This window comes from Pseudomonas sp. D3-10, from assembly GCF_051132175.1.
Lineage (GTDB): Bacteria > Pseudomonadota > Gammaproteobacteria > Pseudomonadales > Pseudomonadaceae > Aquipseudomonas.
On record NZ_CP071668.1, the window covers coordinates 4,523,794 to 4,547,269 of the forward strand.

General features: G+C 59.9%; 23 protein-coding genes and 1 pseudogene. 11 read left to right on the forward strand and 13 right to left on the reverse strand.

Annotated elements, in window-relative coordinates; genetic code table 11:
• Window positions 1–27: 27 nt before the first annotated feature.
• The 9 genes from bamA to rpsB form a co-directional block, all read right to left on the reverse strand.
• Window positions 28–2,403, reverse strand: coding sequence for an outer membrane protein assembly factor BamA (gene bamA, locus J3P90_RS20395; RefSeq protein ID WP_420764241.1), 2,376 nt, complete (start codon window positions 2,401–2,403; stop codon window positions 28–30).
• Between the two features lie 74 nt (window positions 2,404–2,477).
• Entirely contained in the window at window positions 2,478–3,830 is a 1,353-nt protein-coding gene (rseP, locus tag J3P90_RS20400) for an RIP metalloprotease RseP (RefSeq protein ID WP_434675302.1), read from the reverse strand.
• Between the two features lie 52 nt (window positions 3,831–3,882).
• On the reverse strand, window positions 3,883–5,073 hold the full coding sequence (ispC, locus tag J3P90_RS20405; RefSeq protein WP_434609829.1) for a 1-deoxy-D-xylulose-5-phosphate reductoisomerase: 1,191 nt from the start codon (window positions 5,071–5,073) through the stop codon (window positions 3,883–3,885).
• Window positions 5,070–5,876, reverse strand: a complete 807-nt coding sequence (locus tag J3P90_RS20410) for a phosphatidate cytidylyltransferase (RefSeq protein WP_434609827.1) — start codon at window positions 5,874–5,876, stop codon at window positions 5,070–5,072. Before J3P90_RS20410 ends, ispC begins: the two co-directional genes overlap by 4 nt.
• Entirely contained in the window at window positions 5,876–6,631 is a 756-nt protein-coding gene (gene uppS / locus J3P90_RS20415; RefSeq protein WP_434562533.1) for a polyprenyl diphosphate synthase, read from the reverse strand. The genes J3P90_RS20410 and uppS overlap by 1 nt, the downstream gene beginning before the upstream one ends.
• Window positions 6,632–6,644: 13 nt before the next feature.
• Window positions 6,645–7,202 carry a ribosome recycling factor gene (gene frr / locus J3P90_RS20420; RefSeq protein WP_420764236.1) on the reverse strand — a complete coding sequence of 186 codons (558 nt, stop codon included), beginning with the start codon at window positions 7,200–7,202 and terminating at the stop codon, window positions 6,645–6,647.
• Entirely contained in the window at window positions 7,199–7,942 is a 744-nt protein-coding gene (gene pyrH / locus J3P90_RS20425) for a UMP kinase (protein ID WP_039591983.1), read from the reverse strand. The genes frr and pyrH overlap by 4 nt, the downstream gene beginning before the upstream one ends.
• A gap of 213 nt (window positions 7,943–8,155) precedes the next feature.
• Window positions 8,156–9,022, reverse strand: coding sequence for a translation elongation factor Ts (gene tsf / locus J3P90_RS20430; RefSeq protein ID WP_072387961.1), 867 nt, complete (start codon window positions 9,020–9,022; stop codon window positions 8,156–8,158).
• A 195-nt stretch (window positions 9,023–9,217) separates the two neighbouring features.
• Complete coding sequence (gene rpsB, locus J3P90_RS20435; RefSeq protein ID WP_003198231.1) at window positions 9,218–9,955, reverse strand: 30S ribosomal protein S2; 738 nt, start codon at window positions 9,953–9,955, stop codon at window positions 9,218–9,220.
• Between the two features lie 375 nt (window positions 9,956–10,330).
• Here rpsB and map point away from each other — a divergent pair, with 375 nt between their 5' ends.
• The 3 genes from map to dapC all read left to right on the forward strand — a co-directional run bounded on the left by map (window position 10,331) and on the right by dapC (window position 15,196).
• The gene (map, locus tag J3P90_RS20440) at window positions 10,331–11,113 is read left to right on the forward strand and encodes a type I methionyl aminopeptidase (protein ID WP_186705495.1); all 783 of its coding nucleotides are present in this window, start codon (window positions 10,331–10,333) and stop codon (window positions 11,111–11,113) included.
• 44 nt (window positions 11,114–11,157) lie between these two features.
• Complete coding sequence (locus J3P90_RS20445) at window positions 11,158–13,860, forward strand: [protein-PII] uridylyltransferase (protein WP_434675303.1); 2,703 nt, start codon at window positions 11,158–11,160, stop codon at window positions 13,858–13,860.
• A gap of 136 nt (window positions 13,861–13,996) precedes the next feature.
• Window positions 13,997–15,196 carry a succinyldiaminopimelate transaminase gene (gene dapC, locus J3P90_RS20450; protein WP_434675304.1) on the forward strand — a complete coding sequence of 400 codons (1,200 nt, stop codon included), beginning with the start codon at window positions 13,997–13,999 and terminating at the stop codon, window positions 15,194–15,196.
• 263 nt (window positions 15,197–15,459) lie between these two features.
• On the opposite strand, the pseudogene J3P90_RS20455 reads toward dapC, so the two are convergent.
• Window positions 15,460–15,606 (reverse strand): annotated as a pseudogene (locus J3P90_RS20455) (DUF6124 family protein); the annotation flags it as partial.
• 86 nt (window positions 15,607–15,692) lie between these two features.
• On the opposite strand from J3P90_RS20455, the gene J3P90_RS20460 reads away from it, so the two are divergent.
• Both J3P90_RS20460 and J3P90_RS20465 read left to right on the forward strand, forming a co-directional pair.
• Window positions 15,693–16,034 (forward strand): type II toxin-antitoxin system RelE/ParE family toxin, encoded by a 342-nt coding sequence (locus tag J3P90_RS20460; RefSeq protein ID WP_028237030.1) that lies wholly within the window; start codon window positions 15,693–15,695, stop codon window positions 16,032–16,034.
• A gap of 10 nt (window positions 16,035–16,044) precedes the next feature.
• Window positions 16,045–16,347, forward strand: a complete 303-nt coding sequence (locus J3P90_RS20465) for a Fis family transcriptional regulator (RefSeq protein ID WP_420764233.1) — start codon at window positions 16,045–16,047, stop codon at window positions 16,345–16,347.
• Window positions 16,348–16,587: 240 nt separating this feature from the next.
• Here the strand turns inward: J3P90_RS20465 and J3P90_RS20470 are convergent, their stop codons facing one another.
• Complete coding sequence (locus J3P90_RS20470) at window positions 16,588–16,950, reverse strand: DUF6124 family protein (RefSeq protein WP_434609816.1); 363 nt, start codon at window positions 16,948–16,950, stop codon at window positions 16,588–16,590.
• A gap of 1,027 nt (window positions 16,951–17,977) precedes the next feature.
• On the opposite strand from J3P90_RS20470, the gene J3P90_RS20475 reads away from it, so the two are divergent.
• Window positions 17,978–18,280 (forward strand): type II toxin-antitoxin system HigB family toxin, encoded by a 303-nt coding sequence (locus J3P90_RS20475; RefSeq protein WP_434675305.1) that lies wholly within the window; start codon window positions 17,978–17,980, stop codon window positions 18,278–18,280.
• A 5-nt stretch (window positions 18,281–18,285) separates the two neighbouring features.
• On the forward strand, window positions 18,286–18,657 hold the full coding sequence (locus J3P90_RS20480) for a helix-turn-helix domain-containing protein (RefSeq protein ID WP_434609812.1): 372 nt from the start codon (window positions 18,286–18,288) through the stop codon (window positions 18,655–18,657).
• An 83-nt stretch (window positions 18,658–18,740) separates the two neighbouring features.
• Here the strand turns inward: J3P90_RS20480 and J3P90_RS20485 are convergent, their stop codons facing one another.
• Window positions 18,741–19,172, reverse strand: a complete 432-nt coding sequence (locus tag J3P90_RS20485) for a hypothetical protein (protein WP_434609810.1) — start codon at window positions 19,170–19,172, stop codon at window positions 18,741–18,743.
• A 37-nt stretch (window positions 19,173–19,209) separates the two neighbouring features.
• Here J3P90_RS20485 and J3P90_RS20490 point away from each other — a divergent pair, with 37 nt between their 5' ends.
• The 4 genes from J3P90_RS20490 (at window position 19,210) to J3P90_RS20505 (ending at window position 22,265) form a co-directional block, all read left to right on the forward strand.
• Window positions 19,210–19,518, forward strand: coding sequence for an arsenate reductase (locus J3P90_RS20490; protein ID WP_238349422.1), 309 nt, complete (start codon window positions 19,210–19,212; stop codon window positions 19,516–19,518).
• Window positions 19,519–19,550: 32 nt separating this feature from the next.
• Window positions 19,551–20,585 (forward strand): 2,3,4,5-tetrahydropyridine-2,6-dicarboxylate N-succinyltransferase, encoded by a 1,035-nt coding sequence (dapD, locus tag J3P90_RS20495; RefSeq protein WP_434675306.1) that lies wholly within the window; start codon window positions 19,551–19,553, stop codon window positions 20,583–20,585.
• A gap of 73 nt (window positions 20,586–20,658) precedes the next feature.
• A complete protein-coding gene (locus tag J3P90_RS20500) occupies window positions 20,659–21,864 on the forward strand; it encodes an aminotransferase class V-fold PLP-dependent enzyme (RefSeq protein WP_434675307.1) in 1,206 nt (401 codons plus the stop codon).
• Entirely contained in the window at window positions 21,861–22,265 is a 405-nt protein-coding gene (locus J3P90_RS20505; RefSeq protein ID WP_434675308.1) for a SufE family protein, read from the forward strand. The genes J3P90_RS20500 and J3P90_RS20505 overlap by 4 nt, the downstream gene beginning before the upstream one ends.
• A gap of 125 nt (window positions 22,266–22,390) precedes the next feature.
• Here J3P90_RS20505 and tcdA read toward each other — a convergent pair whose 3' ends face one another.
• A complete protein-coding gene (gene tcdA / locus J3P90_RS20510) occupies window positions 22,391–23,203 on the reverse strand; it encodes a tRNA cyclic N6-threonylcarbamoyladenosine(37) synthase TcdA (protein ID WP_053182857.1) in 813 nt (270 codons plus the stop codon).
• Between the last annotated feature and the right edge of the window lie 273 nt (window positions 23,204–23,476).

Genomic DNA, 23,476 nt, shown 5'->3' on the forward strand with positions numbered 1-23,476 from the left:
CCGTTGTCGTTATCTTGGGTCAGACGCTTAGAACGTCTGGCCGAGGGAGAATTGGAACACTTGGGTTTCAGCGTCGTCCGGTTTCTTGATCGGCATCGCCAACGCGAAGCTCAACGGGCCCAGCGCGGTTACCCAGGTCACGCCCACACCGACGGAGCTGGCCAGGTTGCTGAGGCTGATGTCGTTGCACTTGGTATTGGAACTCGTACCGTTAGCGTTGGTGGTGTCATCACAACTGGAGTCGAATACGTTACCCACGTCCCAGAATACCGAGGTACGCAGGGAGCGCTGATCCTTGACGAACGGCATCGGGAACAGGATTTCCGCGCCGCCCTGGATGAGCACGTTGCCACCGAACGGCAGCGGATCCTGGTCCGGATCGCGGATGGTCCCCGGGTTGGTGCCACGGCTCGGCGTACTGCGCGGGCCCAAGGTGCTGTCCTTGAAACCACGGACCGAGTTGAAACCACCGGCGTAGTAGTTCTCATAGAACGGCAGGCCATCGGTCGAACCGTAGCCATCGCCATAACCCAGCTCGGTGTGCAGGCGCATGGTGTAGTTGTCGGTCAACGGCTGGAACAACTGGCCACGGTAATCGAGCTTGAAGAACGACAGGTCACTGCCAGGGGTGGTGGTTTCCAGCACCAGGCTCTGGGACCGACCGCGCGTCGCCAGCACGCCCTTGTTCAAGGTCGATTCGGACCAGCCGACAGACGCCTTGAAGTTCAGGTAGTTATCGCCTTCCTTCTCGACGAAATCGAAAATCTCGTCAACGGTGTAGCGACCGGTGTTGATCTTGTCCTGCTGCGCGGTGAGGCCGAAGGTAAGGCGCGAAGTCTCGCTGATTGGGTAACCAACGTTCACACCCGCACCCAGGCTGTCCACGGCGTAGCTGGAGATGTCAGCATCGAGCTCGTCGTAGTCGGTGGTGCGATAGAAGGCGTTGTAGCCCAGGCTCACGCCGTCGGCGGTCCAGTAGGGGTCCACGTAGCCGAAGTTGTAGCGGGTCTGGTACTCGCTTCGGGTCAGGCCGAGGCTGACCTTGTTACCGGTGCCCAGGAAGTTGTTCTGGGTGATCGACCCACCCAGGATCAGGCCCGCGCTCTGGGCGAAACCGACGCTGGCGGTGATCGAGCCGGAAGCTTGTTCTTCAACGCTGTAGTTCACATCCACCTGGTCATCGACGCCCGGTACGGCCGGGGTCTCGACGTTGACTTCCTTGAAGAAGCCCAGGCGTTCCAGACGGGTCTTGGACTGGTCGATCAGGTAGGTCGACGCCCAACCGCCTTCCATCTGGCGCATTTCACGACGCAGCACTTCATCTTCGGATTTGGTGTTGCCACGGAAGTTGATGCGGTTGACGTAGGCACGCTTGCCCGGATCCACGGCGAAGGTGATGTCGACGGTATGGTCTTCATCGTGCGGCTGCGGCACGCCGTTGACGTTGGCGAAGGTATAACCCTCGTTACCCAGGCGACGGGTGATCAGCTCGGACGTGGTGGTCATCAGCTTGCGCGAGAACACCTGGCCCTTCTGCACGAGCAAGAGTGATTTCACCTGGTCTTCAGGGACTTTCAGGTCACCACTGAGCTTGACGTCACGAACGGTGTACTTCTCGCCTTCGTTGACGTTGACGGTGATGTAGACGTGCTTCTTGTCCGGGGTAATGGACACCTGGGTCGAAGCGATATCCATGTTGATGTAGCCACGGTCCAGGTAGTAGGAACGCAGGCGCTCCAGGTCACCGGAAAGTTTTTCACGGGCGTACTTGTCGTCGTTCTTGAAGAACGACAGCCAGTTGGTGGTCTTGAGCTCGAACAGGTCGATCAGGTCTTCATCCGGGAAAACCGTGTTGCCCACCACGTTGATGTGCTGGATGGCCGCCACGGTGCCTTCGTTGATGTTGACCTTCAGGCCGACGCGGTTGCGTGGCTGCGGCACCACTTCGGTGTCGACGGTGGCCGAATAGCGACCCTGGGCGACGTACTGGCGCTGCAGCTCGTTACGCACACCTTCGAGAGTGGCGCGCTGGAAGATCTCGCCTTCGGCCAGGCCGGATTGCTTGAGGCCTTTCATCAGGTCCTCAGTGGAAATCGCCTTGTTGCCCTCGATCTCGATACTGGCGACCGAAGGGCGCTCGACGACCGTGATGACCAGGACATTGCCGTCGCGGCCCAGCTGGATATCTTGAAAGAAGCCGGTCTTGAACAACGCACGAGTGGATTCCACCAGGCGCCGATCATCCGCCTGCTCGCCGACGTTCAGCGGCAAGGCACCAAAGACGCTACCTGCGGAAACCCGCTGGAGGCCGTTGACGCGAATATCAGAGATAGTGAAGGACTCGGCGTGAACTTCGGCGATCATCAATACGGTGAGAACCGCAGTTAGCAGCAGACGTTTCATGAAGTCCTTTCTTATTCCAACTGGCAATAAACAAACTGCCGCAAAATGCGGCAGATTCGCAATTCAGCGAAGCGTTACAGACGACCCAGATCGTTGACCAAGGCAAGCAACATCACCCCGACCACCAAGCTGATACCGATCTGTATCCCCCAACCTTGCACCCGATCCGACAAGGGACGACCACGCGCCCACTCGATCAGATAAAACAGCAGATGCCCCCCATCCAGTACCGGGATGGGCAGCAAATTCAGAACCCCCAGGCTAATGCTCAGATAAGCAAGGAAATTCAGGAAATCAGCGACGCCCGACTGGGCAGAAGCGCCCGCCACTTTAGCAATGGTTATCGGTCCACTCAAGTTTTTTACCGAGAGCTCGCCGAACAACATTTTCTTCAGCGAGTCGAGGGTCAGGACACTCATGGTCCAAGTACGCCGCGCGCCCTCGCCAATTGCCGCGACAGGGCCGAAGCTGACCTCTCGAACCATCTCCGGTGGCCAGTCGACCGCCTTGACCCCCGCCCCCAGGTAACCCGTCGGCGCTTTGGCTTCGCCACGGGCGGCCAACGTCACGGGAACATCAATCGTGGCGCCGTCGCGCTCCACGCTCAGCAATATTTTGGCATCAGGACGGACACGAACCGAGTCGACCACCTGCTGCCAGTCGCTGACCGCCCGCCCATCGAACGCGAGCAAACGGTCACCGGCCTTCAGGCCCGCGGCATGTGCCGGGCCTTTCGGGTCGAGTTCGGCGAGAACAGGCGCCAGCGCGGGACGCCATGGACGGATCCCGAGGGAGCGGATCGGATCAGGCTCGTCGGCACCTTTGAGCCAATTATCGAGTACCAGCTCCCGGGGCGAGTCCGCGGTGGATCCCTCCTCGCGAACGATCATCTGCAGGGAACCGCTCTCACCCAGGCGACGCACCAATTGCAGATTGACGGCGGCCCAGCCTGATGTTGGCTCGCCATCGATGGCCACGATTTCCTGGCCCGCGCCCAACCCGGCGCGCGCCGCAACGCTCCCCGCCTCGACCGCGCCAATGACAGGGCGCACCTGCTCGCTGCCCAGCATGGCCAGCGCCCAGAAAAACACCAGGGCCAGCAGGAAGTTGGCGATCGGCCCCGCCGCCACGATGGCGATGCGCTGACGAACGGTCTTGCGATTGAAGGATTGGTCGAGCTGGTCGAGAGGAACTTCACCCTCGCGCTCGTCGAGCATCTTCACGTAGCCGCCCAGGGGGATGGCCGCGACAACGAATTCAGTGCCCTGCTTGTCGTGCCAGCGTAGCAGGGGCATGCCGAAGCCGACGGAAAAACGCAGGACCTTGACGCCACAGCGACGCGCGACCCAGAAATGGCCGAATTCGTGAAAAGTGACCAGCACACCCAGCGCAACCAGGGTGCCGACGATCATATAGAGCGCGCTCATCTGTTTTCTCCACAATCCTGCCCAGGACAACCCTGGCTAACGTACCGCAGCCTCAACGCCCGTGGCGGCTCAACCACTGGCCCGCCAACTGGCGAGCCCTGGCATCCACGGTAAATACCGCGTCGAGGTCATCGAGGGAGACCACGGCCTCGAGGTTCAAGACTTCCTCGATGATACTCGCGATCTCGAGGTAACGGACACGCCCATCGAGAAACGCTGCAACCGCCACTTCGTTAGCGGCATTAAGCATGGCCGGCGCGCTGTTGCCCACCTCGGCCGCCTGCCGCGCCAGGCGCAGGCAGGGAAAGCGCTGTTCATCGGGCGCCTGGAAATCCAGGCGCGCGATCGCGAACAGGTCCAGCGGCGCCACTCCCGAATCAATCCGCTCCGGCCAGGCCAACGCGTTGGCGATCGGCGTGCGCATGTCCGGGTTGCCCAACTGGGCCAGCACCGAACCATCGACGTAGTCGACGAGGGAGTGGATCACGCTCTGCGGGTGGATCACCACTTCTACCTGCGACGGCTTGGCGTCGAACAGCCAGCAGGCCTCGATCAACTCCAACCCTTTGTTCATCATGCTGGCTGAATCCACGGATATCTTGCGCCCCATGGACCAGTTCGGATGAGCGCAGGCCTGCTCGGGTGAAACATGCACCAATTCTTCCAGCGGTGTCTGCCGGAACGGACCACCGGACGCCGTCAGAAGAATCCTCCGGACGCCCACTGCCTCCAGGCCACGGGAAAAGTCCTGCGGCATGCATTGGAAAATCGCGTTGTGTTCGCTGTCGATCGGCAACAGTACCGAGCCGCTTTTGCGCACCGCTTGCATGAACAGCGCGCCAGACATCACCAGCGCCTCTTTATTGGCCAGCAGAATTTTCTTGCCAGCCTCCACCGCCGCCAAGGTCGGGCGCAGCCCCGCCGCACCCACGATCGCCGCCATCACGGCGTCGACTTCCGGATCGGAAGCCACCTGGCAAAGACCCTCTTCCCCCACGAGCACCCGGGTTCGCAGCCCCGCGGCCCGTAGGTCGTCTTGCAGCGCGCTCGCCACGCTAGCCTCGGGCACTACGGCAAACCGTGGCGCGTGGCGAATGCACAGCGCCAGCAACTCGCTCAAGCGCGTGAAACCACTGAGGGCGAACACCTGGTAGCGCTCAGGGTGCCGGCCAATGACGTCCAGCGTGCTGAGGCCGATCGAACCCGTAGCGCCCAGCACAGTGATCTGCTGTGCACGACTCACGACGCGGCCATCCAGAGCAGAACGGCGAAGACAGGAATCGCGGCAGTCAGGCTGTCGATACGATCCAGTACGCCGCCGTGACCCGGCAGCAGGTTACTGCTGTCCTTGATCCCGGACTGGCGCTTGAACATGCTTTCGGTCAAGTCGCCGACCACCGAGACAAACACGATGAGGGCCGCGCCGAACAACCCCATCAACAGTTGCGCGACGGTCCAGTCTCGCACGAAGCCGACCACCGCCGTGATGACCAGGCTCAAGGCAAGGCCGCCATAGACGCCTTCCCAGCTCTTGCCAGGACTGACCTTTGGCGCCAGCTTGCGCTTGCCGAAGGCACGGCCAGAAAAATAGGCTCCGACATCGGCGCCCCACACCAGCACCATCACCGCCATGATCTGCCAGTTGCCCAGAGGCCCCTGCTTGATCCAGATCAGCCCTTGCCAGGCCGGCAACAGGATCAGCAGCCCTATCACCAGCTTGGTCGCGGCATTGGACCAATGGTGCGTGGTACGCGGATAGGTCAAGACCAGGAACGTCGCGGTTGCCCACCAGAGCACCGCCGCTCCCAGTACCCAGGGCGCGATACCAGGCACCACATACATGATGAACAACATGGCCGCTACCGCCGCCGCGTAGGTCACGCGCGCCGATTGAGCGGCAAAACCCGCCAGCCGCCCCCATTCCCAAGCGCCCAACGTCACGACCAGGCCGATGAACAGGGCGAAGCCCGCACCTTCCAATAGGAAAAAACCACCCAACGCGATGGGCAACAGGATCAAGGCTGTGATGATTCGTTGTTTTAGCATTAAACCCGGGCTCCAGCTTCGATCTGCTCGCTCGTTTTACCGAAACGACGCTGACGGGAAGCGAAATCGGCCAATGCGGTGCGCATGGCTTCGTGTTTGAAGTCCGGCCAGAACAGGTCGGAGAAGTACAGCTCGGCGTAAGCCAGCTGCCACAGCAGGAAATTGCTGATGCGGTGTTCGCCACCGGTGCGGATGCACAAGTCCGGCAGCGGCAGGTCGCCGGTCGCCAGGCACGTTTGCAACAGGTCGGCAGTGATGTCCTCTGGCCGCAAATGACCGGCCTGAACCTCCCGCGCCAGCCGCTGGGCGGCCTGGGCAATATCCCATTGGCCGCCATAATTGGCGGCGATTTGCAGGACAAACCGATCGGCGCCAGCCGTGGCTGACTCAGCCTCACGCATTGCCGCCTGCAGCTCAGGATGAAAACGTGAACGATCGCCGATGATCCGCAAGCTGATCTTGTTTTCGTCCAGGCGCTTGGCTTCACGTCGCAAGGCCTTGAGGAACAGGTCCATCAAGGCACTGACCTCATCGGCCGGACGCTGCCAGTTCTCGCTGGAGAAGGCGAACAGGGTGAGCACCTCGACGCCGGCCTCGGCACACACCTCGATGACTGCACGGACCGCATCAACCCCGGCTTTGTGCCCGGCGACGCCGGGCATAAAGCGTTTCTTGGCCCAGCGGTTATTGCCGTCCATGATGATCGCCACGTGGCGCGGCACCGCGAACGGCACGGCCTGCTTGGTCTTATCCATTAAAACGAGACCCTTATACGGCCATCAGGTCTTTTTCTTTCTCGTCCGTGGCCTTGGTGATTTGGGCCTCGGATTCTTTGGTCAGCTTATCGATATCAGCGATGGCACGACGCTCTTCGTCTTCACTGATTTCCTTATCCTTGACCAGCTTCTTCAGCTCACCCAACGCGTCACGACGGATGTTGCGCACGGCAACACGCGCGTCTTCCGCAGCGCTACGGGCCTGTTTGGTAAATCCTTTGCGCGTTTCCTCGGTGAGAGCCGGCATCGGGATCAGCAGCAGCTCACCCAGGTTAGTTGGGTTGAGGTTCAGACCGGCGCTCTGGATCGCCTTGTCTACAGCAGCGAGCATGTTGCGCTCAAAAGCCACGACCTGCAGGGTGCGCGAATCTTTCACGGTGACGTTGGCAACGCTGCTCAGCGGTGTGTCAGTGCCGTAGTAAGGCACCATGACGCTGCCGAGGATGCTCGGGTGAGCCTTGCCGGTACGAATCTGACCGAATGCGTGGCTCAGGGAGTCCAAGGATTTCTTCATGCGCTCTTCAGCGTCTTTCTTGATTTCGTTGATCATTGCTTGCCTTCCTCGATCAGTGTTCCTTCGGCGCCGCCATGGACGATGTTCAGCAGGGCACCGGGTTTGTTCATGTTGAAAACGCGCAGCGGCATCTTGTGGTCGCGGCACAGGCAGATAGCCGTCAGATCCATTACACCCAGCTTGCGATCCAGCACTTCATCGTAGGTCAGATGATCGAACTTCTCGGCATGCGGGTCTTTGAACGGGTCAGCGGTGTACACGCCATCTACCTTGGTTGCCTTGAGCACGACATCGGCATCGATTTCGATCGCTCGCAGGCACGCGGCCGAATCCGTGGTGAAGAACGGATTACCGGTACCGGCGGCAAAGATCACCACTTCCTTGGAGTTGAGGTGGCGCATGGCCTTGCGGCGATCGTAGTGATCGGTCACGCCAACCATGGAAATGGCCGACATCACGATGGCCGAGATATTGGCACGCTCCAGCGCGTCGCGCATAGCCAGAGCGTTCATCACAGTGGCCAGCATGCCCATGTGGTCGCCCGTGACCCGATCCATGCCCGCCGCGCTCAGCGCTGCACCACGGAACAGGTTGCCGCCGCCGATGACCAGGCCGACCTGTACGCCGATCCCGACCAACTGGCCAACTTCCAGAGCCATGCGGTCCAGCACTTTCGGATCGATCCCGAACTCTTCCGAGCCCATCAGGGCCTCGCCGCTAAGCTTGAGTAGAATGCGTTTATAGCGAGCCTGATAACCACTGCCCTGCTGAGCCATTGCGAATCTCTCCTGCGGCGTATTTTCTCAAAAAATTCTTAACGGGCTGTTTGCAGCCTCGTTCACTCTAGCTTGACGCTGACACAGCGCCATCGGAACACGGCTTTGTAAGCCAGTTCCGACAGGAAACCAATATAAATCGGCATCCTCATCCAAAAAGAGGCTGCGCGCGTGAGCGGGCAGCCTCTTCTGGGCGACAGTCGTTGAACCGTCTTATTGCTTGCTGGCAGCAGCTACCTGGGCAGCAACTTCTTCAGCGAAGTTGTCGACCGGCTTCTCGATGCCTTCGCCTACTTTGAAGTAGGTGAACGAAACGATTTCAGCGCCGGCTTTCTTAGCCAGGTCGCCGACCTTGATTTCCGGGTTCTTGACGAACGCCTGCTCAACCAGGCTGGCTTCGGCCAGGAATTTGGAAATACGGCCGCTGACCATTTTTTCAGCGATTTCAGCAGGCTTGCCTTTCAGCTTCTCTTCGTTCAGCTGCAGGAAAACACCCTTCTCGCGCTCGATCGCTTCAGCCGAAACGTCCGAAGGCAGCAGGAACTCAGGGTTGGTTGCAGCCACGTGCATGGCGATGTCTTTCGCCAGCTCGGTATCGCCGCCCTTCAGGACAACTGCAACACCGATCTTGTTGCCGTGCAGGTAGGTACCAACCACATCACCTTCAACGCGAACCAGGCGACGGATGTTGACGTTTTCGCCGGTCTTGCCAACCAGGACCAGGCGGGCTTCTTCCTGAGCTTCGATCAGCGGAGCTGCGTCGGTCAGTTTGTCAGCGAAAGCTTTTTCGACGCTGGCAGCGACGAATGCCTTGAAGTCATCCTGCAGAGCCAGGAAGTCGGTCTGGGAGTTGACTTCCAGCAGAACGGCGGCTTTACCGTCGTCCTTGATGGCGATGGCGCCTTCAGCGGCAACGTTGCCAGCTTTCTTGGCAGCCTTGATGGCGCCCGAAGCGCGCATGTCATCAATGGCTTTCTCGATGTCGCCGCCAGCCTTGGTCAAGGCTTTCTTGCAGTCCATCATGCCTTCGCCGGTACGCTCGCGCAGTTCTTTGACCAACGCTGCAGTAATCTCTGCCATTTCAAAATCCTCTTGGATAGGTTTTCAACCATTCCACCCGACCGAACGGGCGATCAATTCTTCCTGGAAAAACCACTGTTTATAGATCGCTGCAGGTTACAAACAGGTAGCTGCGCTTGCGACAAGTGGTTTTCGAGGTGGCAAAAAGGGGGCCAAGCCCCCTTTTTGCTTACTGAGTCAACGCCAGGGCGTCAATTACTCAGCGGCTGCCGCCGGAGCTTCTTCAGCGAAGACTTCGGTGCCGCCATTAACGTTGTTGCGACCACGGATAACAGCGTCAGCCATCGAACCCATGTACAGCTGGATGGCGCGGATGGCGTCATCGTTGCCTGGGATGATGTAGTCAACGCCTTCCGGGCTGCTGTTGGTATCGACAACGCCGATGACCGGGATACCCAGCTTGTTGGCTTCGGTGATCGCGATGCGCTCGTGGTCAACGTCGATCACGAACAGTGCGTCAGGCAGACCGCCCATGTCCTTGATACCGCCCAGGGAGCGGTCCAGCTTCTCAAGATCGCGAGTGCGCATCAGCGCTTCTTTCTTGGTCAGCTTGGCGAAAGTACCATCTTCGGACTGGACTTCAAGGTCACGCAGACGCTTGATGGAAGCGCGGATGGTCTTGAAGTTGGTCAGCATGCCGCCCAACCAGCGGTGATCGACGTACGGCGAACCGCAACGTGCTGCTTCTTCAGCAACGATCTTGCCGGCGGAACGCTTGGTGCCGACGAACAGAATCTTGTTTTTGCCCTGGGCCAGGCGCTCTACGAAGGTCAGTGCTTCGTTGAACATCGGCAGGGTTTTTTCAAGGTTGATGATGTGGATCTTGTTGCGCGCGCCGAAAATGTACTTGCCCATTTTCGGGTTCCAGTAACGGGTCTGGTGGCCGAAGTGCACACCGGCCTTCAGCATATCGCGCATGTTGACTTGGGACATGATAGTTCCTTGATAAGTCGGGTTTGGCCTCCACGTATCCCAATGACCAACCAGCGGCGGTGAAAGCCGAAGGCACCCAGGTCATCGTGTCGACACGTGTGTGGATTTAAGCTTACGGGGTCATCCCCGGAAAGCGGCGCATTTTATACCACAGCAAGGGCGAAAACGGAACACGGATTCTGAAATCCCGGTGAAGCCCCCTTCCCACAGCCCTTTCATGGGCCATGGATGCACACCCCTATAGAGAGAAGCGATGCATGTGGACGGGGATTTGCGCTGATCGTCTGTTAGAATCGCCTCTTTCAGGGCCGCATGGATCATCATCCGCCGCCCATTTCGTTTTGAACAGCGCCGTCGGGCGCAGAGAGAGCCTGTATGACCGTTACCCTCAAGACTCCCGAGGACATCGCTAAAATGCGTGTCGCCGGCAAACTCGCCGCCGAAGTGCTGGAAATGATCGCCGACTACGTCAAGCCGGGCGTTACCACTGAAGAGCTGGACCGCATCTGCCACGACTATATCGTCAACGAGCAGAAAGCCATCCCTGCCCCGCTCAACTATAAAGGCTTTCCGAAGTCGATCTGTACCTCGATCAACCATGTGGTCTGCCATGGCATCCCCAATGAGAAACCATTGAAGGACGGCGATACCCTGAACATCGACGTCACTGTCATCAAGGATGGCTACCATGGCGATACCAGCCGGATGTTCCATGTCGGCAACGTACCGGAGTGGGCCGAACGCCTGTCCAAGGTCACCCAGGAATGCATGTACATGGCCATCGAACTGGTGAAACCGGGCTGCCGCCTGGGCGACATCGGCGAAGTGATCCAGAAGCACGCGCAGAAGAACGGTTTCTCGGTGGTGCGCGAGTTCTGCGGCCACGGCATCGGCAAGGTGTTCCATGAAGAACCGCAAATCCTGCATTACGGCCGCGCCGGCACCGGCATGGAACTGCAGGCGGGCATGACCTTCACCATCGAGCCGATGATCAACCAGGGCCGCGCCGACACCAAGGTACTGGGCGACGGCTGGACCGCCATCACCAAGGACCGCAAGTTGTCGGCCCAATGGGAGCACACGCTGCTCGTCACCGAGACCGGCTACGAAATCTTTACCCTGCGCAGCGATGACACCATCGCGCGTGTTTCCGCCTGACCCGTACCCAGCCTATAGATATAGATAGAAAGGAAAGTCATTCGATGCCGCAGGTGGACCCCGAACTCTTCGACCGCGGCCAGTTCCAGGCTGAACTGGCCCTGAAGGCAAGCCCCATTTCGGCGTTCAAGAAGGCGATCCGCCAGGCCCACGAAGTGCTCGACCAGCGCTTTCGCAGTGGCCGCGATATCCGCCGGTTGATCGAAGACCGCGCCTGGTTCGTCGACAACATCCTGCAAAAGGCCTGGGACCAGTTCAACTGGAGCGAGAATGCCGACATCGCGCTGGTGGCGGTGGGCGGCTACGGGCGTGGCGAACTGCACCCCTATTCCGACATTGATCTGCTGATCCTTTTGGATAGCGCGGACCACGAGATTTTCCGCGATTCCATCGAGCGCTTCCTGACGCTGCTGTGGGACATTGGCCTGGAAGTCGGCCAAAGCGTGCGTTCTGTGCAGGAATGCGCCGACGAGGCCCGCGCCGACCTGACGGTGATCACCAACCTGATGGAAAGCCGCACCATCGCCGGCCCCGAGCGCCTGCGCCAGCGCATGCTGGATGTGACCAGCACCGCGCACATGTGGCCCAGCAAAGACTTTTTCCTGGCCAAGCATGCCGAGCAGAAGGCCCGGCACCACAAGTACAACGACACCGAATACAACCTGGAGCCCAACGTCAAGGGCTCGCCCGGCGGGCTGCGTGACATCCAGACGATCCTGTGGGTCGCCCGCCGTCAGTACGGCACGCTGAACCTGCGAGCCCTGGCCGGCGAAGGTTTCCTGGTGGAAAGCGAGAACGCCTTGCTGGCATCGTCCCAGGAATTCTTATGGAAGGTCCGCTACGCCCTGCACATGCTCGCCGGACGCTCCGAGGACCGCTTGCTGTTCGATCATCAGCGCTCCATTGCCGGCCTGCTGGGTTTCGAAGGACAGGATGCCAAGCAATCCATCGAAAACTTCATGCAGCAGTACTACCGTGTCGTGATGAGCATCGCCCAGCTCAGCGAACTGATCATCCAGCACTTCGAAGAGGTCATCCTCGCCCCCGAGGACGAGGAGCCGCCGCAGCCGATCAACTCGCGCTTCCAACTGCACGACGGCTACATCGAAGCGCGCAATGCCAATGTGTTCCGCCGCACCCCGTTCGCCATGCTCGAGATTTTCGTGCTCATGGCCCAGCAACCGGAAATCAAGGGCGTGCGCGCCGATACCATTCGCCTGCTGCGGGAAAACCGGCATCTGATCGACGATGATTTCCGCCACGATATCCGCAACACCAGCCTGTTCATCGAACTGTTCAAGTGCAAGATCGGCGTGCACCGCAACCTGCGACGCATGAACCGCTACGGGATCCTGGGGCGCTACCTGCCGGAATTCGGCTACATCGTCGGGCAGATGCAACACGACCTGTTCCACATCTACACGGTCGACGCCCACACCCTGAACCTGATCAAGCATCTGCGTAAGCTGCAGTACACCCAGGTGTCGGAGAAATTTCCGCTGGCCAGCAAGCTCATGGCCAAGCTGCCCAAGCCCGAGCTGATCTACATGGCGGGGCTGTATCACGACATCGGCAAGGGCCGCCAGGGCGACCATTCCGAGATTGGCGCGGTGGATGCCGAGGCTTTTTGCCAGCGGCACCAACTGCCAACTTGGGACAGCCGGCTGATCGTCTGGCTGGTGCAGAACCACCTGGTGATGTCCACCACCGCCCAGCGCAAGGACCTGTCCGACCCGCAGGTGATCCATGACTTCGCCCAGGCCGTTGGCGACGAAACCCGCCTGGATTACCTCTACGTGCTGACCGTTGCCGACATCAACGCCACCAACCCGACCCTGTGGAACTCCTGGCGCGCCAGCCTGTTGCGCCAGCTCTACACCGAGACCAAGCGCGCCTTGCGCCGTGGCCTGGAAAACCCCGTGGACCGCGAAGAGCAGATCCGCCGCACCCAAAGCGCGGCCCTGGATATCCTGGTGCGCGGGGGCACTGATCCGGACGACGTCGAGCAGCTCTGGTCGCAATTGGGTGATGATTATTTCCTGCGCCATACCGCCGGCGACGTGGCCTGGCACAGCGACGCGATCCTGCAGCAACCGGCCGATGGCGGGCCGCTGGTGTTGATCAAGGAAACCACCCAGCGCGAGTTCGAGGGCGGCACGCAGATCTTCATCTATGCGCCGGACCAGCACGACTTCTTCGCGGTGACGGTGGCGGCGATGGACCAGCTCAATCTCAACATCCATGACGCTCGGGTCATTACGTCCACCAGCCAGTTCACCCTCGACACCTATATCGTGCTCGACACTGACGGCGACTCTATTGGCGACAACCCGGCGCGGGTCAAGCAGATTCGCGACGGACTCACCGACGCCCTACGCAACCCGGCGGACTACCCGACCATCATCCAGCGACGCGTGCCCCGCCAGCTCAAGCATTTTGCCTTTGCACCACAAGTGACGATCCACAACGACGCCCAGCGTCAGGTCACGGTGTTGGAGCTCAGCGCACCGGATCGCCCGGGCCTGCTGGCGCGAGTCGGCCATATTTTCCTGGAATTCGACCTGTCGCTGCAGAACGCCAAGATCGCCACGCTCGGCGAGCGGGTGGAAGACGTTTTCTTCATCACCGACGCCCACAACCAGCCGTTGTCCGATCCGCAGCTTTGCAGCCGCTTGCAGGAAGCGATCGTCCAGCACTTGAGCGTCAACCAGGAACCCGATGCTCACCTGACTCGCATTAGCATCTGAACGAACACCACTCCCTGTGGGAGCGCGCTTGCTCGCGATGGCCGCGGAACATCCAAGCCGATGTTGCCTGATCCACCGCTGTCGCGAGCAAGCTCGCTCCCACAAAGGATCGCGCCCACATTGAACGAGGCCCCCGATGAACAACGCTTTGAACCAGCTCCAGCCGTACCCGTTCGAAAAACTCCGCGCCCTGCTCGGCAGCGTCACGCCGAACCCAGACAAGCGCCCGATCGCGTTGTCCATCGGCGAGCCCAAGCATCGCTCGCCAAGCTTCGTGGCCGAGGCGCTGGCCAGCAATCTGGAAAAAATGGCGGTGTACCCGACCACACTCGGCATCCCGGAACTGCGTGAAGCCATCACCGGCTGGTGCGAGCGCCGCTTCAACGTGCCGAACGGCTGGCTCGACCCGGCGCGCCACGTGCTGCCGGTCAATGGCACCCGCGAAGCCCTGTTCGCCTTCACCCAGACCGTGGTCAACCGTGGCGACAACGCCTTGGTGGTGAGCCCGAATCCGTTCTACCAGATCTACGAAGGCGCGGCGTTCCTGGCCGGGGCCAAGCCGCATTACCTGCCGTGCCTGGACACGAACGGTTTCAATCCGGATTTCGATGCCGTCTCGCCAGACGTCTGGAAACGTTGCCAGATCCTGTTCCTGTGCTCCCCCGGCAACCCGACTGGCGCGCTGATCCCGGTGGATGTGCTGAAGAAACTCATCGCCCTGGCGGATGAATATGACTTCGTCATCGCCTCGGACGAGTGCTACAGCGAACTCTACTTCGACGAACAAACCCCGCCGCCAGGCCTACTCACCGCCTGCGTCGAACTGGGCCGCAAGGACTTCAAGCGCTGCGTGGTGTTCCACAGCCTCTCCAAGCGCTCCAACCTGCCCGGCCTGCGCTCCGGTTTCGTGGCCGGCGACGCCGATATCCTCAAGGGCTTTTTGCTGTACCGCACCTATCATGGCTGCGCGATGCCGGTTCAGACCCAACTGGCGAGCATCGCCGCGTGGAACGACGAAGAGCACGTGCGAGCCAACCGCGCCCTGTACCGGGAAAAATTCGACGCCGTGCTGGAAATCCTCAGCCCGGTGCTGGACGTACAACGCCCCGATGGCAGCTTCTACCTGTGGCCGAACGTAGCGGGCGATGATGCCGCCTTCTGCCGCGACTTGTTCGAACAGGAACACGTAACCGTCGTGCCAGGCTCGTACCTGTCCCGCGACGTGGACGGCGTCAACCCAGGCGCCGGCCGCGTGCGCATGGCCCTGGTTGCGCCATTGGCCGAATGCGTGGAAGCGGCGGAGCGGATCCGAGCGTTTATCCAGCGCCGGGGTTGATGGCTGTATCGCGCTGAAGCGGACCGCTGTTGTGGCGAGGGAGCTTGCTCCCGCTGGGCTGCGTAGCAGCCCCAAAGCAGTCAACTCAATCTGCCTGACATACCGCGCTGCCCGGTTTCAGGGCCGCTTCGCGCTGGAGCGCCAGCCCGGCCCAGCGGGAGCAAGCTCCCTCGCCACAGGGGTTTGATGTAGACCTCATATTTGTTGACACCACATACCCTGTGGGAGCGAGCCTGCTCGCGAAGAGGCCGGCACTTATTACATCAAGTCCGAAGCTCTACCCGATCCAGGCACTTGTTCGCCAACAACATCCCCAACTCAATCATCTGCGCCACCCCCAACGCTACATGCCGTCGCGAGCCGTCCAGGTCAAACGTCAGGTTGCTGAGTATTGCATAGGCCGAGGCCAGGAGATGCCCGCAATCGCAGGATTCTGTAGACATTCTCAGTAGCAACCGGACTTGTGAAATGCACCTATTTCGGTACACTTCCATTCATGGTTGATATTGCCCCCATACTGAACGTACGTTTCTTCCGCACCGACGCCGGGAATGAGCCTGTTCGCGAATGGCTGACTGACCTGCCTCGCGAGCATAGACGGATGATCGGGACTGACATCAAAACCGTTCAGATTGGTTGGCCTATAGGTATGCCGGTGGTTCGCAAGCTGGACACTGGGCTATGGGAGGTCAGGATTGACCTTGGAGATACCATCGCCCGCGTTCTCTTCACTGTGGTGGGCTCTGACATGGTTCTGCTCCACGCTTTCATAAAGAAAAGTCAAAAAACGCCAACCACCGACATGGCAACCGCCAAGCAACGCAAAGCAAGACTATGAGGCACAGCAAATGAACAAACACATCGGATCTGATTTTGACGACTTCCTCGCCGAGCAAGGTATCGCCGAAGAAGTTTCCGCAGCTGCGCTCAAACGCGTTATTGCCTGGCAGATTGCCGAAGCAATGAAGCTTCAGAAAGTGACCAAAAAGGCCTTGGCACAGCGGATGCACACCAGTCGCACTGCTGTTGATCGTGCGCTGGATCAGAACGATGCGGGGATGACGCTGGCAACACTTGCCAGCGCAGCGCGTGCGTTGGGTCAGAGGGTGGAAGTACGGCTGGTGCCTGAGCAGGAAGAAACCCACGCATAACAGCTGTTGTGGCGAGGGAGCTTGCTCCCGCTGGGCTGCGTAGCAGCCCCAAAGCAGTCAACTCAATCTGCCTGACATACCGCGCTGCCCGGTTTCAGGGCTGCTTCGCGCTGGAGCGCCAGCCCGGCCCAGCGGGAGCAAGCTCCCTCGCCACAGGGGTTTGATGTAGACCTCATATTTGTTGACACCACATACCCTGTGGGAGCGAGCCTGCTCGCGATGAGGCCGGCACTTATTACATCAAGTCCGAAGCTCTACCCGATCTAGGCACTTGTTCGCCAACAACATCCCCAACTCAATCATCTGCGCCACCCCCAACGCTACATGCCGTCGCGAGCCGTCCTGATCGAAGGCAAGATCATTGAGCATCGCATTGGCCGAAGCCAGGGTTTCGCTGAGGTTGGCCAGCAACACTTCGGTGTCGATACCGTCAGCCACCGTGAATAACTGCACTGAGGGCTTGGGCTCTGACTTGCTGTCGTCATCAGGCTTGAGATATTGATCCAGCACACGGTCAGCTGCTTCTTGCAATTTTTCGGGGGCGTAATCGCCGTAGGGGAAAGTGGAGGCTGGCTTTGGAGGATTAGGCGTATCTTTGATCATGTTATTGCTCCTAGAGAATTGGGAGCCGCCACCGAGTCTTCTCACGGACCGAAGGGTGGCAGCCGTACGCGGGGTGAGAATCCGAGTCCCTAGAAGCCCGGCCATGCCGAAGCATGCCCGCGCACAGCCGCCATAACATAATGCGCAGACGAAAAGCGCCTGCACTTTATATGGTCGACGCCTGCGCGCCTAGAGGAGTTCGGATTCTCACGTCCGGTCGCTGAACTGGCAGCAACACCCAGAGGCTAGAGCCCTCGCTTCCGACGGACAACCTTAAAAACTTGTCGGAAACTTCGGTGCGTCTGACAGACCACAAGCGCTTGCTCAGACAAGAAAAGAAATAAAACGCACCTCATCGAAGCAAGCCCTTGATTTTACGGGTTTAACACCGCAAAAAAACTCATGCAGCCTGTTTCAAGAATCAAGCTCGCTTGAATTCGCAGATATCAGTAGCCATGATCGCCCCCGTCACCGGCGAACGCTGGCAGGAGTCTGGGTCCCTCTCCGGGTTGACCCAGTCACGCAGAAGGGGCAGAGCAAGCTCAACTGCGTGTCGATTGAAGCCGCCTTCGGGCGGCTTTGCTTTTTATGAGGTCTGGCTAGCTGCACATGCCGCCTTGCTTGTCTATGCCGAGCCCGACGAAGTGATCGCCGTGGGCAGAAAGAATTTCGCCACCTCACCGGCATCGATTCGTGCAGCAAGCGTTCCGTCGATATGGACAGCGACATAGCAGTCGCGCCCCAGGAACCCCGTGTCTCGAGTCACGACTACGGTTCCGTATGTCTCTTTCGGCTTTGCGGAGAAAGCAAGGAACAGTCTTTCGGAACCGGCTTCGCTTCGCCTGGAGAAACTGGCGACGTAGAACACCCCGCCAGCAAAGCAATAGCTACCGCGCCTACGAACAATCTCATGGCGTCCCCTGTGGAAGATGGGCCCAAGATATCGGAAACAGAGTGCCCGGCAGAACTGCAAGCTGTTGCTTGTGAATGCTTGCAAAAGTCCCACCACGGGACTACATTCTCACCCATGAGAATTATCGCCATCAGTCACCTGAAAGCCTTCTGGGAGAAATACCCAGATTCCGAACAGCAGCTTAAGGCTTGGCTTGACGATGCCAAAAAAGCCACTTGGACCAACCCAAACGACATCAAGGCGCAATACGGTAACGCAAGCATTCTCAAGAGTCGCCGCGTGGTATTCAACATCAAGGGTAACGACTACCGCCTGGTGGTCGCCATTGCTTACCGCTTCGGCGCTGTGTACATCAAGTTTGTTGGCACTCATAGTCGGTACGATGAGATCGACGCAAACACCGTGGAAATGGAGTAATCACCATGAACATTCGCCCAATCCGCACCGATGACGAATACCGGATAGCTCTCAAAGAGATCTCTCCCCTGTTTGAGAATGAGCCTGAACCTGGCACCCCGGAAGGCGATGCTTTCGAAGTCATGATCACTCTGATCGAGGCCTACGAAACCAAGAACTTCCCGGTTGATCTGCCTGACCCAATTGAAGCCATCAAGTTTCGCATGGAGCAATCCGGACTCACCGCGGCCGATCTGGCTCCCGCTATCGGAAAAACGAACCGCGTATACGAGGTGCTCAACCGTAAACGCTCGTTAACTCTGCCCATGATCTGGAAGCTTCACGATATGTTCGGCATTCCAGCAGAAAGCCTGATAAAGCCAGTAAAAGCTGCCTGATACTAGCCCGGGCAGTCCGGGCTTTTTTATGTCTTCCAGAAACGACAAGCCCACATCTGCGGGCTTTGTCGTTAGGGTAAGGATCAGAAAATGGATGTGATCTCGATGGTCGCAAATTGTTGATCTTCTGGATCCCTCTCGGCGTTGACCCAGCCAGGCAGACGGGTCGGAATAAGCTTAACTGCAATGCCAGCTACACATATCCGGCAACAGCTTGCAGTTGAAGTGCCATATTGACCGCCTAACATCAGCTTGGCCGTTACACCTATGTCGCAGCCCTGCCCTGTGGAATGAGCCTGTGGGAGCAAAGCTTGCTCGCGATGAACGATGACACAGTGTTGCAGTTGAACCGTGTCGCCTGTATCGCGAGCAAGCTTTGCTCCCACAAGCTCGCTCCCACAGGTTTTGGTGTACATCAACCTGGGCCGCCGCGAAACCGTCCGGTCATGGCATAATCCTTCACCTTTTATTTCCGGCACCTGCAAAGGGGGCAGTTCCTTGACCGATTCAAGCAAAACGTTGCACCTTTTCGGCATCAAAGCCTGTGACACGATGAAAAAGGCGCGCACCTGGCTCGATGATCACGCTGTGCATTACGATTTTCATGACTACAAGACCGCCGGCATCGACCGTGAGCACCTGACTCAATGGTGCGACGAGCATGGCTGGCAAGTGGTGTTGAACCGCGCCGGTACGACCTTTCGCAAACTCGACGACGAACGCAAAGCCGATCTCGACCAGACGAAAGCCATCGAACTGATGCTCGCCCAACCCTCGATGATCAAGCGCCCGGTGCTCGACCTCGGTGACCGTACCCTGATTGGCTTCAAGCCAGATATCTACGCGGCAGAAATCAAGTAAGCCTGCCCAGTCCATTTTGTAGAGGTAATTTCATGTCCACTACCCTGTTCAGCCTGGCCTTCGGCGTCGGCACCCAAAATCGTGAAGGCGCCTGGCTGGAAGTGTTCTACGCACAGCCATTGCTCAACCCGTCGGCCGAAATCGTGGCAGCCGTCGCGCCGATCCTTGGCTACAGTGAAGGCAACCAGGCCATCACATTCACCACCGCCCAGGCCTCGCAACTGGCCGAGGCACTTCGCAGCGTCGACGCCGCGCAAGCCAAGCTGCTGACTCGCCTGGCTGAAAGCCACAAGCCGCTGGTCGCCACCCTGTTGGCCGAGGATGCCCAACTGAGCTCCACCCCTGAGGCTTACCTGAAGCTGCACCTGTTGTCCCATCGTCTGGTCAAGCCTCACGGCCTGAACCTGGCCGGTATCTTCCCGCTGCTGCCAAACGTGGCATGGACCAGCCAGGGCGCGATCGACCTGGCCGAACTGGCCGAGCACCAGCTCGAAGCCCGCTTGCGTGGCGAGTTGCTGGAAGTGTTCTCGGTGGATAAATTCCCGAAAATGACCGACTACGTGGTCCCGGCCGGCGTGCGTATCGCCGACGCCGCGCGCCTGCGCCTGGGCGCCTATGTGGGCGAAGGCACCACGGTCATGCACGAAGGTTTCGTCAATTTCAACGCCGGCACCGAAGGCCCGGGCATGATCGAAGGCCGTGTTTCGGCGGGCGTGTTCGTCGCCAAGGGCTCGGACCTGGGTGGCGGCTGCTCGACCATGGGTACTCTCTCGGGCGGCGGCAACATTGTGATCAAGGTCGGCGAAGGCTGCCTGATCGGCGCCAACGCCGGCATCGGTATCCCGCTGGGCGACCGCAACACCGTGGAGTCGGGCCTGTACGTGACCGCCGGCACCAAAGTCGCCCTGCTGGATGAGAACAACCGGCTGGTCAAAGTGGTCAAGGCCCGCGATCTGGCCGGCCAGCCGGACCTGTTGTTCCGCCGTAACTCCGAGACCGGCGCGGTGGAATGCAAGACCCACAAGTCGGCCATCGAGCTCAACGAAGCATTGCACGCGCACAACTAAGCTTCACACCATCACCTGTGGGAGCAGATTTGCTCCCACAGGGTCCGGCGTAACTCCAGCAGGGCCCGCAAGCATGTTGATTCAATCCCCCTGGCGTGCCGATTTCCCGGCCATCGCCGCCCTGCAACGGCAAGGCCAGACCTACCTGGACAACGCCGCCACCACGCAAAAACCCCAAGCTTTGCTCGACGCTCTGGCGCATTACTACGCCAACGGCGCGGCCAACGTGCACCGGGCGCAACATCTGCCCGGAGCCCTGGCCACCCAGGCATTCGAAGACAGTCGCCTCAAGGTCTCACAATGGCTTAACGCGGGTGACTGCGGGCAAATCGTATTCACCCACGGCGCCACTTCGGCGTTGAACCTGCTCGCCTACGGGCTGGAACACCTGTTCAACCCAGGCGATGAAATTGTCGTCAGCGCCCTGGAGCATCACGCCAACCTGTTGCCCTGGCAGCAACTGGCCGAGCGCCGCGCGTTGACACTGGTGGTACTGCCACTGGACGCCGACGGCGTTATCGACAGCGCTGCGGCCGCCGAGCTTATCGGCCCTCGCACGCGCCTGTTGGCGGTGAGCCAATTGTCGAACGTGCTTGGCACTTGGCAGCCGTTGCCGGCATTGCTGGCGATGGCCAAGGCGCAGGGTGCGCTGACGGTCATCGATGGCGCCCAAGGCGTCGTCCATGGTCGTCATGATGTGGAGGCCTTGGGCTGCGACTTCTATGTGTTTTCCAGTCACAAGCTGTACGGCCCGGAAGGCTTGGGTGTGCTGTTTGGCCGCACCGCAGCGCTTGGCCAACTGCGTCACTGGCAGTTTGGCGGCGAAATGGTGCAGCAGGCCGATTACCACAGCGCCACCTTCCGCCCGGCGCCACTGGGTTTCGAAGCCGGGACGCCGCCTATCGCCAGTGTGATCGGCCTGGGAGCGACCTTCGATTACCTGTCCGGCCTCGACGGGCAGGCGGTCATCGATCATGAAACTGCCCTGCATGACTATCTGCTTCACGGCCTGCAGGCGCGCAACGGCGTGCGCCTGGTGGGCGAGCCGCAACGGGCCCTCGTCAGTTTTGTGGTCGACGGTATCCACAATGCCGACCTGGCGCACCTGCTGACCGAGCAAGGCATCGCCGTGCGCGCCGGGCATCACTGCGCAATGCCGCTGTTCAGGCATATGAAGCTGTCCGGGGCGATTCGGGTGTCGCTGGCGCTGTACAACGACTCCGCCGATCTCGAACGTTTCTTCGAGGCCCTGGACCAGGCCTTGGAGATGCTGCGATGAACCTGCCTGCCGATGCGGTCGCCGCGCTGCAAGTTTTTCAGGACGCCTCCGGTTGGGAACCGCGGGCCCGCCTGCTGATGCAATGGGGCGATCGCCTGGCGCCATTGAGCGATGCAGACAAGTGCGACGCCAACCTTGTCCACGGCTGTGAGAGCCAGGTGTGGTTGGTGGGGCAGTTGCGCGATGGCCACTGGCAGTTCTCCGCCAACAGCGATGCGAGATTGATCCGTGGCTTGGTGGCGTTGTTGCTCGCGCGGGTCAATGGCTTATCCGCTGACGAGTTACAGCAGGTGGATTTGCCGGATTGGTTCAATCAGTTGGGGTTATCGCGGCAGCTATCGCCGTCGCGCAGCAATGGATTGAATGCGGTGTTGAAGCGCATGCGCGAACTGACGCAATAACCTGTGGCAAGGGAGCTTGCTCCCGCTTGAGCGCGAAGCGCTCACATTAATGGGTCTGCTGCGCAGCCCAGCGGGAGCAAGCTCCCTCGCCACAGGTCATCACTCCCTTAGTCAACCGCGCTGCATCACTCCCCGGGCTTGACCCTGTCCGCCGGCCGCCGCACGCCCGCGACAATCTTATCCACAGCCTTGGTCGCCGCGACCATGCCGAACGTCGCCGTGACCATCATCACCGCGCCGAACCCGCCGGCGCAGTCGAGCTTGACGCCGTCTCCGACAAAACTCTTCTGCAAGCAAATGCTGCCATCCGGTTTCGGGTAGCGCAGCTGTTCGGTGGAGAACACGCACGGCACGCTGTAGTGGCGGGTCACGGTGCGGGAGAAGCCGTAGTCGCGGCGCAAGGTCGAGCGCACCTTGGACGCCAGCGGGTCATTGAAGGTGCGGTTCAAGTCACAGACCTGGATCAGCGTCGGGTCGATCTGCCCGCCCGCGCCGCCGGTGGTGATGATCTGGATCTTGCGGCGCTTGCACCAGGCGATGAGCGCGGCCTTGGCGTTGACGCTGTCGATGCAGTCGATCACGCAGTCGATGTTCGGCGTGATGTACTCGGCCATGGTGTCGCGGGTGACGAAGTCCGCGACTGCATGCACGGTGCAATCGGGGTTGATGCCGCGCAGCCGCTCGGCCATCACCTCGACCTTGGGCTTGCCGACGGTGCTATCCAGGGCGTGTAGTTGGCGGTTTGCGTTGCTGACGCAGACGTCGTCCAAGTCGAACAGCGAAATCTCGCCTACGCCACAACGGGCAATGGCTTCCGCCGCCCAGGATCCGACGCCGCCAACACCGACAATTGCCACATGGGCCGCCCGCAGGCGCTCCAGGCCTTCGATGCCATACAAACGGGCGATGCCGGCAAACCGTGGATCTTCTGTACTCATGACCGTTACCCCAAAAACCGGCGCGCATTATAGGGCTTTGCCGTGGCAATTCGAGCTGTTCGCGAATTGAATCCCACCAATTTCCCCTTGTGGGAGCGAGCTTGCTCGCGATGGCGTCAATCCAGTCAATAGAGTATCGACTGATCCACCGCCATCGCGAGCAGGCTCGCTCCCACAGGATTTGTGTTCCAACCGACCAGCACCAGGGGCCCATGAGAGTCGTTTTGCTATAAGATAACCGCCATTTTGCGCGAGCCAGCCCGCTCCCGCACT

Coding starts and splice junctions, on each gene's coding strand:
- tsf (WP_072387961.1), bottom strand. CDS start 9,022: ATGGCAGAGATTACTGCAGCGTTGGTCAAAGAACTGCGCGAGCGTACC.
- J3P90_RS20500 (WP_434675307.1), top strand. CDS start 20,659: ATGTTGATTCAATCCCCCTGGCGTGCCGATTTCCCGGCCATCGCCGCC.
- tcdA (WP_053182857.1), bottom strand. CDS start 23,203: ATGAGTACAGAAGATCCACGGTTTGCCGGCATCGCCCGTTTGTATGGC.
- J3P90_RS20490 (WP_238349422.1), top strand. CDS start 19,210: ATGAAAAAGGCGCGCACCTGGCTCGATGATCACGCTGTGCATTACGAT.
- dapD (WP_434675306.1), top strand. CDS start 19,551: ATGTCCACTACCCTGTTCAGCCTGGCCTTCGGCGTCGGCACCCAAAAT.
- J3P90_RS20460 (WP_028237030.1), top strand. CDS start 15,693: ATGGTTGATATTGCCCCCATACTGAACGTACGTTTCTTCCGCACCGAC.
- uppS (WP_434562533.1), bottom strand. CDS start 6,631: ATGGATAAGACCAAGCAGGCCGTGCCGTTCGCGGTGCCGCGCCACGTG.
- bamA (WP_420764241.1), bottom strand. CDS start 2,403: ATGAAACGTCTGCTGCTAACTGCGGTTCTCACCGTATTGATGATCGCC.
- rseP (WP_434675302.1), bottom strand. CDS start 3,830: ATGAGCGCGCTCTATATGATCGTCGGCACCCTGGTTGCGCTGGGTGTG.
- J3P90_RS20505 (WP_434675308.1), top strand. CDS start 21,861: ATGAACCTGCCTGCCGATGCGGTCGCCGCGCTGCAAGTTTTTCAGGAC.
- frr (WP_420764236.1), bottom strand. CDS start 7,202: ATGATCAACGAAATCAAGAAAGACGCTGAAGAGCGCATGAAGAAATCC.
- J3P90_RS20410 (WP_434609827.1), bottom strand. CDS start 5,876: ATGCTAAAACAACGAATCATCACAGCCTTGATCCTGTTGCCCATCGCG.
- dapC (WP_434675304.1), top strand. CDS start 13,997: ATGAACAACGCTTTGAACCAGCTCCAGCCGTACCCGTTCGAAAAACTC.
- J3P90_RS20475 (WP_434675305.1), top strand. CDS start 17,978: ATGAGAATTATCGCCATCAGTCACCTGAAAGCCTTCTGGGAGAAATAC.
- rpsB (WP_003198231.1), bottom strand. CDS start 9,955: ATGTCCCAAGTCAACATGCGCGATATGCTGAAGGCCGGTGTGCACTTC.
- J3P90_RS20480 (WP_434609812.1), top strand. CDS start 18,286: ATGAACATTCGCCCAATCCGCACCGATGACGAATACCGGATAGCTCTC.
- pyrH (WP_039591983.1), bottom strand. CDS start 7,942: ATGGCTCAGCAGGGCAGTGGTTATCAGGCTCGCTATAAACGCATTCTA.
- J3P90_RS20470 (WP_434609816.1), bottom strand. CDS start 16,950: ATGATCAAAGATACGCCTAATCCTCCAAAGCCAGCCTCCACTTTCCCC.
- map (WP_186705495.1), top strand. CDS start 10,331: ATGACCGTTACCCTCAAGACTCCCGAGGACATCGCTAAAATGCGTGTC.
- J3P90_RS20465 (WP_420764233.1), top strand. CDS start 16,045: ATGAACAAACACATCGGATCTGATTTTGACGACTTCCTCGCCGAGCAA.
- J3P90_RS20445 (WP_434675303.1), top strand. CDS start 11,158: ATGCCGCAGGTGGACCCCGAACTCTTCGACCGCGGCCAGTTCCAGGCT.